This is a genomic window from Candidatus Rickettsia kotlanii (genome assembly GCA_030295365.1).
Taxonomy (GTDB): Bacteria; Pseudomonadota; Alphaproteobacteria; order Rickettsiales; family Rickettsiaceae; genus Rickettsia; species Rickettsia kotlanii.
This window is the reverse complement of the sequence record AP027062.1, coordinates 1,109,126-1,125,267: the sequence shown is the minus strand read 5'-3', so window position 1 is coordinate 1,125,267 and position 16,142 is coordinate 1,109,126. Positions and strand designations below refer to the sequence as shown.

Below are 16,142 nucleotides of genomic sequence, written 5' to 3'. Positions count from 1 at the left end.
GTAGTAGACGGAAAAAACAGAAACACAAAGGTTTTAAATATGACGGATAACCAGGAAATCAAACCCAAAAAGTTGACACTTGGCAATTCAAAATTATCGCTTAATAAGTCTTTTGACTCTCTTACAGGAGCTCAAAGCTTTGTTAATGCTAAATCTAAAACGCTAGTAGAAGTTAGAAAAAGCTCTACCGGTAGTGCTACTACCCTTTCATTAAATAAAGAAAGGAATAGCTTAGATCAAACTGTTATTGATGCTAATAAGGAAGAATTTAACAGACGTTTATCTATTCTTAAAAAAGCTGCTGAGCAATCTAAATTAAATGACCCTTCAAAAATAAGCACTTTAAGTAAACTTGCAAGTATTAACCAGTATGCTAACTCCAAAATAGAACCGCTAGAAACTGATAAAGAAGTTGAACAAAAACAGCAAAATACCGAAGAAAATAAAGTAGAAGTTAGTGCTAAAATCGTTCAAGATGATGAAGATATACTATCACAAATACCTAAAAAGAAAGACGAAACTTTTGTAAAGTCTCCTTTAGTAGGAATGCGGACACGTTATGGTATAGAATCAGAGAAAGAATTAGATAAAACAGCAGATAGTAAAATAGTCGCACCAAAAATTAAGCTAGAAGAGCCACAAAAAATCAAAAAAGCTGATCTTTTCAATATGCTTAGCGACGACGAAAGCGGTAGCGGTAGAACTAGAAGTCTTGCTTCTATAAAAAGAGCTAGAGAAAAAGAAAAGCGTAAATTGGTATCACAAGCACCTGAGAAAGTATATAGAGAAGTGACAATCCCGGAAGTTATCGGAGTCGGTGATCTTGCAAATGCTATGTCTGAAAGAGTGGCTGATGTAATTAAAGAATTAATGAAACTCGGTATTCTTGCAAATGCTAGCCAAACAATAGATGCCGATACGGCAGAACTAGTTGCAACAAATTTAGGGCATACGGTAAAAAGAGTCCAAGAGTCAGATGTTGAAAATGTTTTAATTAGTGATGATAAGGTTGAGGATTTGAGAACGCGTGCTCCGGTTGTGACAGTAATGGGTCATGTCGATCATGGTAAAACCTCATTGCTTGACGCTCTTAAGTCTACAGATGTTGCTGCAGGTGAGCTAGGCGGAATTACACAGCATATTGGGGCTTATAGAGTAACTCTTGCAGACGGTAGAGCAATTACTTTTATTGATACTCCGGGGCATGAAGCTTTTTCGGAAATGCGGTCAAGAGGTGCTAAAGTAACGGATATAGTTATTATAGTGGTCGCAGCAGATGATGGAATCAAAACGCAAACGGTTGAAGCAATTAATCATGCGAAAGCAGCAGGCGTTCCTATAATTGTAGCTATTAATAAGATTGATAAGCCTGATATTGATATTGAGCGTATAAAGAACGAATTATATGTCCACGGAATTATCGGCGAAGAGGCAGGTGGTGACGTTATGATTATTCCTATCTCGGCACTAAAGAAAATTAACTTAGATAAACTTGAAGAAGCAATTTTATTAATTGCAGAAATGCAGGATTTAAAGGCAAATCCTTTCGGTGCAGCTGCCGGTGTTGTAATCGAGTCAAAAATTGCACAAGGAAGAGGAACACTAACTACTATATTAGTTCAGCGAGGTACTTTAAAAAACAGTGATATTATAATAGCTGGTACTTCTTACGGTAAAGTTAAAAAGATGACTAATGATAAGGGCCTAGAAATAGTAGAAGCAACTCCGTCTGTTCCTGTAGAAATTCAGGGTTTAAATGAAGTGCCTTTTGCCGGTGATAAATTTAACATAGTACAAAATGAGAAACAAGCAAAAGATATAGCCGAATATAGAATGCGTCTTGCTAAAGAAAAAAAAATATCTATTGCACCGCGTTCAAGTTTAGAAGATTTGTTTTTAAAAGCTTCCGGTAATAGTAAAATTAAGGAATTACCTTTAATTATTAAAGGTGATGTTCAAGGGTCGGTTGAAGCTATTTCAGGTAGCTTATTAAAATTACCAGGTGATGAGGTAAAGCTTCATATACTTCATAGCGGCGTAGGTCCGATAACGGAATCCGATGTATCTCTTGCACATGCTTCTTCGGCTATTATTGTCGGCTTTAACGTTAGAGTAGGAGCAAATGCCTTAATTGCCGCAGAAAAAGAAAAAGTCGATATTCGATATTATAGTATAATATATCATTTAATTGATGATATAAAAGCCATTATGAGCGGTATGCTTAATCCGATCGTTAGAGAGCAGTATATCGGAAGCGCAGAAATTAGACAAATATTTAATATTACCAAAGTCGGCAAAATCGCCGGTAGCTATGTAACTAAAGGGATTATTAAGAAAGGCGCGGGCGTACGCTTATTACGTGATAATGTAGTCATTCATGAAGGAAAACTCAAAACTTTAAAACGCTTTAAAGATGAATTTAAAGAAGTTAGAGAAGGATATGAGTGTGGTATAGCATTTGAAAATTATGAAGATATTAGAGAAGGAGACACAGTTGAAGTTTTTGAGCTAATTCAAGAACAAAGACAATTATAATATACTCGTTGAACTTCAAAAATTGGCTACATTATCATATAAGTACTGCGGCGTTGTTGTATGGATACTACTAAATTATCATTGCGAGTAGTCATAGACTGCATGGCAATCTCATGCAATAATAACAAACTTCTGAGATTGCTTCGTCAATTACTTTGTAATTTCCTCATAATGACGAAAAGTGAGAACCACGCAACAACGTCCTGCTTTCGCGGGCATAACATTTAGTAGAATGTTCCTTTTTGATAAATTAGTCAGTTTTAAGTAAAATATAATAAAAGTTAATAATTATTAGCCTTTATCTTGACCTCCTCATAATTTCTATTATAATGCAGTGCTGATTATAATCAGACATGAGGAAGAATTATGGCCATAACATTAATCTTTAATAAGTTACAAAATTTAATCCCACATAATACCGCTCCGAAGTCAGCCTCCTATCTTGCTAACGATGAATTTGAGTTTATAACTTCTCCAAAGCAAACTACTAATCAAGAAGAAAATACTAATCAAGAAGAAAATACTGATCAAGAAGAAAATACTGATCAAGAAGAAAATACTGATCAAGAAGAAAATACTGATCAAGAAGAAAATACTGATCAAGAAGAAAATACTGATTTTTTAGCAGCGTTAGATAATTCAATTAAGCAGTATGATGAACAAAGTGCAAGATGTAATAAAAAAATAGTAGAAGCTCAAGCTAAATATCCTTTTTTAAATTCTAAAATAATCTTCCAAGAAGCAGTAAAAGGTCAGCCAGATACTCTAGGCATCTCTCAAATCAAATTTACAGATATTTTAAATGAGCTTGATGGTAGTGAAAAAGTAACTAACACACCTAAAAGTAAAGGTTTTTTCAGTACATTTAGTTCATCATTACAAACAGTTTATGATTTGGGAGTAAAGAGTTGTAATATTATAAAAAATATATCTAGTGTTCTTTCTTCTAAAGTGGCTGAAACTTTTAATTTTGTGAGTAATAAAGTTTTTTCTTATTTAAATAATAACGCTGAAGAAACATTTAATCTCTTAGATCAACTTGAAACTTTTTCTGATAATGAGTTAGTAGAAGCAATTTTAAACACGCCTGAAAATGCATTAGATGAAGTTTTTGAAAAGATGACATATAAAAAATTGGTAGAATTAATTAATAATATTTCCGATGAACAAGCACAAAAATTAGTTAATTATATTTTACCGGAGCATTTTGAAAAATTAATGAAATTTATTCCATTAGATAAATTAAATACATATATAGATACTACCATTTCTTTAGAAGAGCTTACCGAGCAGGAACTAAAAAAATTATCAAATGAGGATATTTCTGATGAACAGCTTGAAAATATAATTATTTTAGCAGGAGAAGAAAAACTTGCAGAAAATTTTGATATTATTCCAAATAAAAATTTAGTAAGAATCATGAGTAATATTTCAAATGATAAGCTAGCAACAATAATTTTGTACGCCTCAGATGAAAGTCTAGTAAGAGTCATTGATATTATGAGCTCGGATAATCATGATTTATCGAAATCATTAGTTAGGCAAATAATAGCCTTAATACACGATAAGAAGTGTGTAAAGCAAGAATCAGGTGCAGTATCTGATAGTGATTTCGGATTCTCTGATTGTGAAGATGAAATAGAAGTATCAGACAATCAAGTAGAACACTCTAATAGTGATTTTACTATGACGTTATCAGGTGAGAAATTACCTTGTAATTATTTGGGAGTCTTTAATTATGAAGATGATGTAGTATACGTGTAATAAAGCTCTTATGTCATTTCGCTGATTACAGAAATCCAGTAATAGATTCCTGCTTTTAGCTAGGAATGGCATAATTAATTGCGATTTTAGCATCAGGAGGGCGTATGTATAGTGGCTCGATAGAGCTATTTAGTTTTATATCGCTCGACAGTTTACTAGCAATATATCTACAGATCACCCAAGCTTTAACTCGTGCAAAACGTGGCAAGGTTATTATATTCGGCAAATGCATAATTTGGTGATATATAAATTCAAGTCCGCTACCGCAACAAACTATGTTCCCTTTCTCATTTGTAAGCAGTTTTATAGCATACTCGAAATTTATCAATAACGGTTCTTCTATTTGTCCTGATTTATGAAAGACTTGCATATAAAGCTGTGAGCGATAAGCGTTTAAAAAGACATATACTTTATCATAATCTTTAACTTGAGTTATGGCTCTAAAATAAGCATATTCAAAATTGCTAACTGCTACTGCTTTAATATTCTCTTTGGAAAATAATATACCTTTAGCACTAGCAAGTCCTATTCTAATGCCGGTAAAGCTACCGGGTCCGTTAGTTACCGCTAAACAATCTAAATCATTATATGAATATTTAGCTAATTTCATCACGTCTTCTATCATCGGCATTAGATTTTCTGCTTGCATAGACGGACGTAATTCTTCTATATATGCAAGGATATTCTCATTTTCGGATATTGCTACCGATGCAGTATTATTGGTTGTGTCAAATGCTAGTATTTTCATAGGTTATTATTTGAATAAGTCACTATGTGTACCGGTATGTATATAGTGTACCAGGAGATTTTTGAAAAGCCCTTATGTCATTCCTGCGAAAGCTGGAATCCAGGCTAAAAAAATCTTGATTTTAAAGATTTTTATTATATTACTTTCTTCTTGAGTAAAGCTTTTAAGAAGCTTTACTCAACTAAATATGGAATAAAATAGTAGAGGTTTGCAGAATTAAATTAAGCTTTTTATACATTTCTTTATACGTAGAATATTTATTAATATTTAAACCTTTTGCTGATTCTTCTAATATTTTTATTGATTCTGCATTTAATGCTTTTTCCTGTTCTATTTTATGATATATCGCTTCTCTTACAAAATGCATAATAGTATCATTTTTATGTGCAGTGTGAACTTTAAGAAAATGATGTAATTCGTTTGGTATATCTATGCTCTTAGTCTAGTCATATTACATACTTATTTAATTAATTACTTAGGTAAGCATATCATAAGATAAGAAAAATAAAAGTAAAATATAGTCTCTAAAAATTATTTAAAGTATATTCAATAAAAGTTTGGCGTGCTTCAACCTGTCTATTATTATGAAATAAATATCTATTAAAAAAATAGTTTGTTAGAGCTAAAGCTTGCCGTTTTTCTTCTAATGTAATCTCACTATTATCTGAAAGTAAAAATCTTGGTAACATCAATAATTTATCTTTATAAGGTTTCCCTACTTCATATGATAATGCTCTAGCTGATTTAGGTGATACATAGATTAAATCAGTTGTAACATGGCTCACGCCGCACTTGGTAAGATCAAGCTTATAACCCGTCTCGGCAAGTAAAGCTAGCTCAAAATTAATATAGTCACGAAAACAAAAATTCTTTGATAAATTATCTAAATAGTTAATTAGAAATGAAAAAAATTTAGAATGTTCTTCTCTTTCATGAAATAATTCTTTGATTAAAGATATAACGGAATTAAAGGCATATAATTTAGCTTTATTTGTGATAAAATAACCGGTGTAAGATTTAATGAGTTCACATTTAGCCATGCCAATATGTTCATGTAATCTTGCCTGCCAAAGAAAATCTATAATATTCCCTTCTTGATATATAAATTTACTTTTTCTAGAAAATTCTTTTACAACTCCCGAATATAAACCATGATTTTTAGTAAAAACCGTAATAATAAATGTATTTTCTTTCAAAGGTTTTTTAGCAATTATTACTCCTATATCTTTGATATTCATGGTTTTTTTTATTAAATTTTCATTATTGCAAGGTAATGTAGGTTTTGTTGCATGGATAGGTTTATCCGTCATTGCAAGGAAAATTACGGAGTAATTGACGAAGCAATCCAGTTAAAAATGCTAATTTTTAACATTTTTTTAATTATTTTCTGGACTGCCGTGTTCCTTTTCAGCCGCTCGTAATGTGACGGTTTGATATCCGTACAACAACCCCCTAGCTTCCTCAGAATTTCCTGTATATGATATATTCTTATACCCTAGTTTGATTGCAGTAAATAAAGCGGCGTGATCCTCTCCTACATTTACGGTAAAATCTAAAACTTTTTCTGGAAATTCTTTACTGAGAGTTTTAAACATGTAATCAATTGCTAGCATACCGTAATATTTTACGCTAGAGGCATGATTTGTTAATATCAGCTGCTCTTCTACACTAGATAAAAAATTACGTGCTTCTTCCAAATTTCTTATTTCATAAACTATACTCATTTAATTATCTCTTTTAGGTCCTTTAAATGTGAGACGGGAGATATAAAGTCATACGTTAAATTTTCAAATTTAGAGCAGATAATCTTATTAAATCCAAGTTTTACGGCTTCTTTTATTCTTGTTTCTGCTTTTGCGGTTTTTCTTATTTCACCCGATAAGCTTATTTCGCCGAAAAAGACGCTATGTTCGGGTACAGGTTTGCCGGTTGCAGCAGATATTAAGCTCGCTGTTACTGCTAAATCAGAAGCAGGATCGGCAATCTTAAGTCCCCCCGCAATGCTTAAATATACCTCATAATTAGCAAGGTTAAGTCCTATCCTACTACTAAGCACGGCAAGTATCATTGATAACCTATTAGCATCCCAGCCCACTGCAGCGCGTCTAGGAGTTACCATATTTGAGGGTACTATAAGGGCTTGTACTTCCATAAGTAATGGTCTTGAACCTTCGATTCCTGCAAAAATAGACGTACCTATAACGTTCTGTTCTCGCTTCATTAAAAATAGTTCAGACGGATTTGTTACTTCAATAAGCCCGCTGCTGCTCATCTCAAATACTCCTATTTCACCCACACCGCCAAAACGATTTTTATATGAGCGTAAAATACGGAAATGATTATTATGATCTCCCTCAAAATATAGCACGGTATCAACTAAATGTTCAAGTATCTTAGGACCTGCTAGTTGTCCGTCTTTAGTGACGTGACAGCTTAATAAAATAATTATATTATTTTGCTTAGTATAATTAACAAGCTCATTTGCACATGTACGAATTTGCGAAACAGTGCCTGGAGGCGATGATAATTCTTTTGTGGTAATTGTTTGAATAGAATCAATCACTATTAAATTAATATTATTTTTATTAGCTTCTATACTCGCAATAATATCTTCCAAATTAGTAGCTGCTAAAATATCGGTATTATAGTGAGTTAGGTTTAGCCTTATGGCCCTTAATTTTATTTGGTTTAACGATTCTTCGCCCGTTATATATAAGCAATTCACCCTTGATGCAAAGTTACTTGCTGCTAGCTGTAGTAACAAAGTAGATTTGCCTATACCAGGGTCTCCTCCTATTAATATAGCAGAACCAAGCACTAAACCGCCACCTAGTACTCTATTTAATTCACCTATAGGAGTAGGGATGCGTAACTGCTCGGTTACATGCCCTAAAAGCTTATCGAAGTCTTGCTTGCTACCGGCTTTAACAATTTTTTGATTTGCGCTTACTATCTCTTCGACAATACTACCCCATACACCGCAATCAAAGCACTGCCCTGACCATTTAGGACTAATATTTCCACAGTTAGAACATATGTAATGCTTTTTGGTCATGTTTGTTTTTTTATGTCTTGTTACGCGGTTCCATGTCATCCCCACGAAAGCGGGAATCTAGAAAAAATAACGTTAATACAGGTACAAAATTATATACTATTAATAAAATAAACATATAAACAAGTTTTTATATTTTATATGTTTTACTGGATTCCCGCCTTCGCAGAAATGACGGTAAAGCTCAAAACCAACAGCTTACTCTTACCATATAGTTTTTCACATATAATTTCAATATTGTCATCTAAAACATAATCATCTGTTTTAGCCATCTCAATAACTATAATAGCACCGTCTTTGAGCCAATTATTTTTTATCAGCAGTTTCATTACTTTAGGCACTATATTTTTATGATAAGGGGGGTCTATAAAGACAAGATCGAATGATTTATTCAACATCTTCTCAAACTTTGCTTCTAGAGGTAGTTTAGACGTCGATCCGGTACTCGCATCCTCACGTACTAGTGTGTACGCTGCAGTACTGTGTTCAGGGTCTCCTTTAGATCCCTCTCTATAAGCTGGTTTAAAAAGATGTCTAGTAGCTTTCGGTAGATTTAAAGCATCAATATTAATGAAATTAACATTATTTTCAATGTTTAGAGATTTAGCAAATCCTTCTGCTATTTTTAATGAGGATATATCAATATCAATTAAGGTAGCAAAACCTGCTCCTCTTGATAGGCTCTCAAAAGCAAGGCTGCCGCTACCGGCAAATAAATCGAGAATATGAGTATTTTCATTAAATAATTTATTGCTGGTAAACTCACCGGAGGTCAATATACTAAATATTGCCTCTTTGAGCTTACCGGTGGAAGGTCGATATTTGATATTTTTAGCGGTAGGTATAATTTGGTTTCTATATTTACCGGATATTATTTTTAACACTTATTTAGTTATATGCTTCTTTTGTTGAGCATGATTTTTTTTCATCTTTTATTTTTGTGGCAAATCCTTTACCTTCAGTGTTAGGCTTAAATTTTGCTGCGAATGTATTAGATTTTGCTTGTTGTTTTTCTACAGTTTTATCTTGCTTTTCTTTTATTTCTACTTTTGGCGTTGTTTGGTTTAAATTATTTTGTGCTTGTTTTAAAAGATCTGGTTCTTTAGCTTTATCAATATTATTGTTATTTACATTATTTAAATTTTCTTCCCTTTCTTTAGATTTTTCTGTCTCAGCTTTTTGTCTTGCTTGTTGTTTTTCTGTTACTAATTCATCAATATTTTCAGGAGGCGGTGAGATATAGTTATCTATCCTAATAGCTAAGTTTTCAAATAACTTCTGAAGATTGCGTAAAGGTTTTTGAGTGATTTTATAAGTTCCGGTAGCGACTAGCCCTCCGGCCAAAATACCTGCTCCTAGAATTACGGCTTTAGTAGTAAGGGCCGTGCCGGTAGCCAATAACACAGGCATTGCTACGAAAGGTGCAGCTGCTACTGCAAGACCCGCTACTACGGCAAGTCCTACTAAAAATTTTTTACTTGCTAAAAAATTTGTTACGCGGCCCATGCTTGATATAGTACTTTTAGCAAGTTTTGTACAAAGCTGTCCTACTCCGGTTTTCAGAAACCAACTGCTTTTCTCTCTTGCATGAATTTTATCTTGTAATTTAGCATGTTCGTTAACATTGACAGATGTTTTTTTACCGTCTTTATCTTGATGCTCTAAATTCCCTTTAGCCTCACCTTTAGTATCATGCATCTTTGTAGCATCGTTGATTTTTGCTTTATCAAAATCTGCTCCTTCTTTATTAATTCCAGCTAGATTTGCTGCTTTTAGATTTGCTTGTTTTAGCTTTGCTTCTTTAAATATAGCCTCGGCTGCTTCTACTGCTTGCATATCGGCATTTTCCAACACTGCTTTAGTGAAATTGGCTTTAGTAAGATCGGCACGCTGCATAATTGCATTTTTAAAGTTAGCTTCCTTAGCATTAATATTTTTAGCAATAGCATCCGAAATATTTAATCCTTCGGCTTCTGCTTTTTCTAAAGTAGCATTACTTAACTTGGCAAATTGTGCAGTTGCATTAGTAAGCGTAGCGTTTGTAAGATCGGCATACTCAAGATTTGCTTTATCAAGCTGTGCTTTTGTTAAATCAGCGTTCTTAAGTTTAACACGCTGCATTATAGTTTCTCTTAAGTCAGCTTCTTTTAAAGATAGTATATTTTCAAATTCAGCATCGCTAAAATAGGCATTTCTTGCAGTTATGCCTTGCATATTACATTGTTCTTTAAATTTTGCTTCTAATGCATGTGTTTTATTCATAAAAACACCTTCAAGATCAGTAGAAACGATATTTGCTTGATCTAGAAGTGCATTATTTAAAACTACCCCCTGCATTTGAACTCTTTGCATATCTGCGTAAGCAAGCGATATACCGGTAAGATTAGAATTTTTCCATTCTGAATCTTTAATAATTAACTTTTCGGCATCGGCATTAACCATCATAACTGTATTAAATTTGCTATTTGTTACCTCTACTTCAGATAAATCTACTTTAGGCATGTAAGCTCTTGACATATCACTATTTTCAATTTTACTCTTTTTAAGATCAGCAAAAAGAAATCCTGCGTTACGAGCCGTAACATTTTGAAAAACGGCATTTTGTAAATTAGCTCCTTCAAAATTAGTAAAATCTAAATTACAATTTGAGATTTTGATATTCTCTAAGTTGGCTGAAGCAAATAATGTATTTTTCAGGTTAAGATTAGTAAGAGTTTTACCTGATAAATTAATCGCTGAAAGATCAGGAACTATATTTAAATCTTCTGAAAGATTTTTTTGCTTTCTAACAAATTCGGTAAGAGATAATTTTGTATTGGATTGTTTGGCTGCTTCAGCTAAATATAGATCAAATTCAGCAGAAGTTAATTTTATATATTCTTTCGGTATATCCCGCTCTTTGGCAGTTGAACCTATAATATATGATGGGTCTAGTTTTATTTGTATTTCTTCATCTTTTAACTGCTCAAAAATACCATCTAAACCCTTACCGCAGAACATTCTAAGATTATCTAAAGCATATACTTCAGTTTCTAATTTGTTTACTTCATGCTGTAACTTATTGATTTTTTCTAGTTCGTTTTGTTTGTGTCTAGCAATAGTTTCTGTACTATACCAAAAAGCATTTAAAAGATTGGTAGCAATCCCAGGATTATCTAAATTTTGCTTTAGAGTTTCTAACTCTTCTTGCTTAGTCTTTAGCTCTTTTGATTTGATTTCCCATAAAGTGTTTTCGCCTTCTCCAGCCAAAATATATTTCTTTGTCTTCGTAGTTTCGTCTATAACTATTTCTTTGATACGTTCTTTTTCTAAATCTTTATCTATATATTGATTTAATCTTTCAAGATCTGAAAAAGATAGTTTTATATCTCGTATTTTATCTTTGAGATTGGGGATTTTATAGTTATCATAATCATAATCTTTATAATTAAAATCTGTATAATGAAGATTTGCTCCTCTAAAGTCGGTACCGATAAATGTACAATCATTAAATTTTACATTTGTTAAATCTGAATCACATAATATGGTATTTGTTAAGTCACAATTATTAAATACGGCATCTGTTAGTATTGTACCTTGGAAATTAGCATTGGCTAAATCTGCGTTAATTTCCATATTTTCTAAACTAGTAATGATAATTTTATCATTATCTTCAGCAAAATATTTATTTTTGATAAAATCATTTAGCGAGACACTAGGGTTATCTTTTATATAACCAAGGTAATCGTTTAGGTCTTTTTCTTCACATTTATATATATTAAGATTTGTCATGTGTATTCTATATGATTAGTTAAAATATGCTAACAATAACACATTACTAATTATTTTTCCAGTATCTTATTATTTATTTCTTTATAATCTCCGGGTCTTAGATTATCTATTGTAAAACTACCATATTGAATCCTAATTAATTTGTTAACTTTTAGTCCAAAATGCTCGAATATTCTTCTAATTTCACGATTTTTTCCTTCAAATAAAACTACTTCAAACCAAGAATTAGTCTTATTTTGCTTAAGTAATTTTATCGAATGAGGATTATAAAACATCCTGTCAATTTCTAAATTTTTATAATTGCTTTTTAGTAAAATATCAGACTTACCATACGCCCTAACATGATATACTCGCTTTAACCTACTTGAGGGGAGCTCAAACTGGCGAGCTAAATCACCGCTATTAGTTAGTAATAATAAACCTTCGCTATTTAAATCCAGCCTACCTATTGAAATAACACGAGGTAAACCGGTTAGCTGTTCAAACACCGTTTTACGAGATAAAGGATCCTTATGAGTGGTAATTAAACCAACAGGTTTGTAATAAATCCAAAGCCTTGGTTTGTGTATATTATTGATTAATGTGCCTGATACTTCAATTTGATTACTAATATCAACATTTGTAGCCGGTGATAAAATTGTAATGCCGTCTACTTTTACCTGTCCTTCAACTATCAGCTTTTCAGCATCACGCCTAGAACAAACTCCTGCATTACTAATTATTTTAGCTAATCTATGCATTTTTAAATATAGTACATTTCAATAGACCTCTTCCCAAGCGTCGCTTCGAGAGGTAATTTATACGTTGATCCGGTACTCGCATCTTCACGTATTTCTATATACGCTGTGGTGCTGTGTTCCGTGTCTCCTTTAAATTCCTCTCTATAAGCTGGTTTGGGAAGAGATCTAATAAAAATATATAAAAATATCCTTAAAAAGCAATATTAATATAATTATACTATACCGCTATATATGTTTTAACAAAATTATACGAATGTTAATTTTACTTATCAAAACTTTTTATTCTTTAAAATTCTTATCTTCTTTTTTTAGCTGATTTTCTTTTTAGCAAAAATTAAGTCCTTTGCTTTAATCTAAACTTCATTAAATTATGCAAAAACTTATTGGTTCAATCCTGTTAATTTCAGGTACACTTGTATAGGTAGTGGTATGATAGCACTACTCATCATGGTATTAGCAAAGTTAGGTATAATACTTTAGTATAATATTAATGTTTATAATTTGGTTTATAATGTATTATACTTCTTTAATTAACCTAGAGCTTAATCTTCAAGCTGGTAAAGGCTTGACACTGGGCATTGGGAAAATATTTTTCAGGACATACTGCTCAAATCATCGGTACGGTAAACCTTAAGCTCTTTTCATATGCTTTACTTGCAGTATTTATGTACGGAGGCTCTTCAATATTACAGCAGTTATTAGCTTTAAATACAAGTATAGCTTATATAGGAGCATGGTGTATTATTACCTCTAAAGTTAGTAGATTATATAAATCGGGTACTATTTAATCGGATTGCTTATAATAATTGCAATTTTAGTTATTGGACTTGTTTCTATGATTCAGTTGGATAATTTACTGTTATTTTCACCAAATTATAAAGAAATATCTATATGTGGTATAATCACTCCGGTAGTGTTTACTTCATTTGGTTTCCAAGTAATCTTCCATACCTTAACTAATGATTGTAACAAAAATGCTAAAGACGGCGTTTTTATTTGGAAGCTTAATTCCTGCAATAGTATATATAATTTAGACTTGTAGTATTCTTATTGTAGCACATCATAATAATCCAATATTTGATCAACAAATGATTACCAGTAATGTAGAAGTCGGAGATTTAAGGAGTTAAGTAATACAGCAAAATGGCAGTCTGTACAATTATTAGTTTGGATAATTTCAACTCTTGCTATCGTTATATCAATACTCGGAGTAGGATTAGGGCTATGTGATTCCCTTAAAACTATGTTTATGAATTCGATACCAAATGTAGTCGTAATATGACCGCTTCTATCGTTACTATATTACCAGCTTATATTGTAGCAGTAGTAGTACCTAATGCTTTTATTATAATTTTAGGATTTGCTGGTATGATTCTTGTAATTATTGCAATTTTATTACCGGTTTATCTGTTATATAAAGCAAAGATAAATAATTTATTATCTTGAATTACAAATGAATTACAAAAACAATATCTAATTATTATATGCGTAATTGTCGAAATGCTTATAATGGTAATGGGCTATGAACTTGTTAATATAGTAACTAAATAATGAGGCTATTTATTATTAATAAGTATACTAATAATATTGAAAAATAGGAATTTTGTAAATATAAACATTATGAGATAATAGGAAACAAACATGTAGGAAATAACGGGTAAATATCCCTGGGGAAGAAATATGCAGGAAAACAGATACAAGTTTTAACCTTAAGTGGCGGTACTATAATAATAAAGCCCGGTAAGTTCATTCCTGATAATGAGATGTGGCTTTATAGGAACAATAATAACGGGATGCTTGATAAAGTAATAGGATGGACAGAAAAAAATAAAAGATAAACATCGTCATTGCGAGGAAGGTATGAAGTAACTGACGAAGCAATCTCAGGAAAAACTCCTGAGATTGTCATGCTCACTAACGTTCGCTTGCAATGACGATTTGGTATCCACGCAATAATGATGTAAAGCAATTCTGATTTAATTAGAGTTAAAAGTTCTTGTCTCTAAATTACCAAATTTAGAAAATTGACTATCATAATAAAGCGGAACATTTCCAACTGGTCCGTTACGATGTTTTGCAACAATTATATCGGCAATATTATATACTTTGTTAAGCTTATCTAACCATTCGGCATGTTTAGCATTGCCTGCTGCCGGTTCTTTTCTAGTTAAATAATATTCTTCACGATAAATAAACATTACTATATCAGCATCCTGTTCTATAGTTCCAGATTCTCGAAGATCGGATAACATAGGTTTTTTATCCTCACGTAGTTCTACCGCTCTTGAAAGCTGAGATAAAGCAATAACCGGAATATTTAACTCTTTTGCTATTGCTTTTAAACCTTGGGTTATTTCTGAAACCTCGCTAACTCTATTTTCAGATTTACTTACTCCTCTAATTAATTGTAAATAATCAATAAATAATATACCGAGATTATGCTTGCGTTTCATTCTTCTAGCTCTTGTTCTTATAGCGGAAATAGATAGAGCAGGGGTATCATCGATAAAAAATTGTAATTCCGATAAAGTATTTGCTTCCTTGCGAAGACGGTTATATTTTTCTTCACCTAGAATCCCCGTACGAAGAGAAGTAGAATCAATTTCTGCACACATTGAAAGTAGACGTGTGGTTAGCTGTTCTGAGGACATTTCTAAAGAGAAAAAACCTACTGACTGGATTTCTTGATTATCTCTAATATTTTTAAGACGCATATTATTACAGGCATTAAGTGCAAGATTTATAGCAAATGCCGTTTTACCCATCGACGGACGTCCTGCAAGAATTATAAGATCGGAATTATGAAAACCGTATAATTTATTATCTAGATCAATCAAACCGGTAGATATACCGATTACATGATCATTATTTTTCATAGCCCTATTAATACTAGCTAGTGACTCTGAAATAGATATACCGATTTTGGTAAAACTTTTTTCATTCAAGCCCTCGCTAGCTAAATCGTAAAGTTTAGCTTCAGCATATTCAATCTGTTCCTTTGCTTCAACTTCTAATGAAGAATTATAGGCATTATTTACTACTTCTTCACCGATATTTATTAAATTACGCTTTATTGCTAAATCATATATTATTTTACCATAATCAACTGGATTTATTACCATCATTGACATAGTTATCAATTTTGCTAAATACTCTGCTCCTTCTACTTCTTGAAATAGTTCATCTTGAGTTAACATACTACGTAAAGTAATAGGTGTAGCTATCAGCCCTTTTTCAGTAATTTTCTCAATTGCCTTATAGATTTTTTGATGAATAGGTTCAAAAAAATGTTCATCACGTAAAAATTCCGATACGTAATTTAGTAATTCGTTATTGGTTAAAATCGCCCCAAGTAACATTTGCTCTGCTTGAACATTTGAAGGTAAAACCCTTGGTATAGGTAAATTATCTTCGTTATCAGCTAATATATTTGTTTCGTTATTTATTTTATTACGTGCCATTGTTGTTTGTTAAATTATTATATGGTGTGAAAAAAGAAGCCCTTTATGTCATTCCCACGAGGTATTGTTTC

Annotated in this window: 13 protein-coding genes and 2 pseudogenes; 5 read left to right on the top strand and 10 right to left on the bottom strand. The window is 32.1% G+C overall.

Features of this window, described 5'->3' with window-relative positions:
- Positions 1 to 39 precede the first annotated feature (39 nt).
- Together infB and srfC are read left to right on the top strand one after the other, a co-directional pair.
- Positions 40 to 2,535, top strand: coding sequence for a translation initiation factor IF-2 (gene infB, locus QUD19_RS06190; protein ID WP_498808012.1), 2,496 nt, complete (start codon positions 40 to 42; stop codon positions 2,533 to 2,535).
- 366 nt (positions 2,536 to 2,901) lie between these two features.
- A complete protein-coding gene (gene srfC, locus QUD19_RS06185; RefSeq protein ID WP_498808011.1) occupies positions 2,902 to 4,299 on the top strand; it encodes an SrfC family effector protein in 1,398 nt (465 codons plus the stop codon).
- 55 nt (positions 4,300 to 4,354) lie between these two features.
- On the opposite strand, the gene tsaB is transcribed toward srfC, so the two are convergent.
- The 9 genes and pseudogenes from tsaB to QUD19_RS06140 form a co-directional block, all read right to left on the bottom strand.
- Entirely contained in the window at positions 4,355 to 5,047 is a 693-nt protein-coding gene (gene tsaB / locus QUD19_RS06180; RefSeq protein WP_498808010.1) for a tRNA (adenosine(37)-N6)-threonylcarbamoyltransferase complex dimerization subunit type 1 TsaB, read from the bottom strand.
- A 181-nt stretch (positions 5,048 to 5,228) separates the two neighbouring features.
- Complete coding sequence (locus tag QUD19_RS06175; protein ID WP_498808009.1) at positions 5,229 to 5,414, bottom strand: hypothetical protein; 186 nt, start codon at positions 5,412 to 5,414, stop codon at positions 5,229 to 5,231.
- 157 nt (positions 5,415 to 5,571) lie between these two features.
- Positions 5,572 to 6,285, bottom strand: a complete 714-nt coding sequence (gene recO / locus QUD19_RS06170; protein WP_410956434.1) for a DNA repair protein RecO — start codon at positions 6,283 to 6,285, stop codon at positions 5,572 to 5,574.
- 138 nt (positions 6,286 to 6,423) lie between these two features.
- Positions 6,424 to 6,771, bottom strand: coding sequence for a hypothetical protein (locus QUD19_RS06165; RefSeq protein WP_498808008.1), 348 nt, complete (start codon positions 6,769 to 6,771; stop codon positions 6,424 to 6,426).
- The gene (gene radA / locus QUD19_RS06160) at positions 6,768 to 8,102 is read right to left on the bottom strand and encodes a DNA repair protein RadA (RefSeq protein ID WP_498808007.1); all 1,335 of its coding nucleotides are present in this window, start codon (positions 8,100 to 8,102) and stop codon (positions 6,768 to 6,770) included. The genes QUD19_RS06165 and radA overlap by 4 nt, the downstream gene beginning before the upstream one ends.
- Before the next feature lie 143 nt (positions 8,103 to 8,245).
- Positions 8,246 to 8,983: an RsmD family RNA methyltransferase gene (locus tag QUD19_RS06155; RefSeq protein ID WP_498808005.1), complete on the bottom strand. Its 738-nt coding sequence runs from the start codon at positions 8,981 to 8,983 to the stop codon at positions 8,246 to 8,248.
- 4 nt (positions 8,984 to 8,987) lie between these two features.
- A complete protein-coding gene (gene srfD / locus QUD19_RS06150; protein ID WP_498808003.1) occupies positions 8,988 to 11,870 on the bottom strand; it encodes an effector protein SrfD in 2,883 nt (960 codons plus the stop codon).
- Positions 11,871 to 11,920: 50 nt separating this feature from the next.
- Positions 11,921 to 12,610, bottom strand: a complete 690-nt coding sequence (locus QUD19_RS06145) for a pseudouridine synthase (RefSeq protein WP_498808001.1) — start codon at positions 12,608 to 12,610, stop codon at positions 11,921 to 11,923.
- A gap of 17 nt (positions 12,611 to 12,627) precedes the next feature.
- Positions 12,628 to 12,780: pseudogene (locus QUD19_RS06140) on the bottom strand (palindromic element RPE1 domain-containing protein); the annotation flags it as partial.
- A 408-nt stretch (positions 12,781 to 13,188) separates the two neighbouring features.
- On the opposite strand from QUD19_RS06140, the gene QUD19_RS06135 reads away from it, so the two are divergent.
- The 3 genes and pseudogenes from QUD19_RS06135 (at position 13,189) to QUD19_RS06125 (ending at position 14,056) form a co-directional block, all read left to right on the top strand.
- A complete protein-coding gene (locus QUD19_RS06135) occupies positions 13,189 to 13,398 on the top strand; it encodes a to amino acid permease (protein ID WP_498807999.1) in 210 nt (69 codons plus the stop codon).
- Between the two features lie 47 nt (positions 13,399 to 13,445).
- Complete coding sequence (locus tag QUD19_RS06130; protein WP_498808703.1) at positions 13,446 to 13,652, top strand: hypothetical protein; 207 nt, start codon at positions 13,446 to 13,448, stop codon at positions 13,650 to 13,652.
- A 201-nt stretch (positions 13,653 to 13,853) separates the two neighbouring features.
- Positions 13,854 to 14,056: pseudogene (locus QUD19_RS06125) on the top strand (aromatic amino acid transport family protein).
- 530 nt (positions 14,057 to 14,586) lie between these two features.
- Here QUD19_RS06125 and QUD19_RS06120 read toward each other — a convergent pair.
- Positions 14,587 to 16,071, bottom strand: coding sequence for a replicative DNA helicase (locus QUD19_RS06120; protein ID WP_498807997.1), 1,485 nt, complete (start codon positions 16,069 to 16,071; stop codon positions 14,587 to 14,589).
- Between the last annotated feature and the right edge of the window lie 71 nt (positions 16,072 to 16,142).

Coding starts and splice junctions, on each gene's coding strand:
- QUD19_RS06175 (WP_498808009.1), bottom strand. CDS start 5,414: ATGCATTTTGTAAGAGAAGCGATATATCATAAAATAGAACAGGAAAAA.
- QUD19_RS06120 (WP_498807997.1), bottom strand. CDS start 16,071: ATGGCACGTAATAAAATAAATAACGAAACAAATATATTAGCTGATAAC.
- recO (WP_410956434.1), bottom strand. CDS start 6,285: ATGAATATCAAAGATATAGGAGTAATAATTGCTAAAAAACCTTTGAAA.
- QUD19_RS06130 (WP_498808703.1), top strand. CDS start 13,446: ATGATTCAGTTGGATAATTTACTGTTATTTTCACCAAATTATAAAGAA.
- srfD (WP_498808003.1), bottom strand. CDS start 11,870: ATGACAAATCTTAATATATATAAATGTGAAGAAAAAGACCTAAACGAT.
- QUD19_RS06145 (WP_498808001.1), bottom strand. CDS start 12,610: ATGCATAGATTAGCTAAAATAATTAGTAATGCAGGAGTTTGTTCTAGG.
- infB (WP_498808012.1), top strand. CDS start 40: ATGACGGATAACCAGGAAATCAAACCCAAAAAGTTGACACTTGGCAAT.
- tsaB (WP_498808010.1), bottom strand. CDS start 5,047: ATGAAAATACTAGCATTTGACACAACCAATAATACTGCATCGGTAGCA.
- srfC (WP_498808011.1), top strand. CDS start 2,902: ATGGCCATAACATTAATCTTTAATAAGTTACAAAATTTAATCCCACAT.
- QUD19_RS06165 (WP_498808008.1), bottom strand. CDS start 6,771: ATGAGTATAGTTTATGAAATAAGAAATTTGGAAGAAGCACGTAATTTT.
- radA (WP_498808007.1), bottom strand. CDS start 8,102: ATGACCAAAAAGCATTACATATGTTCTAACTGTGGAAATATTAGTCCT.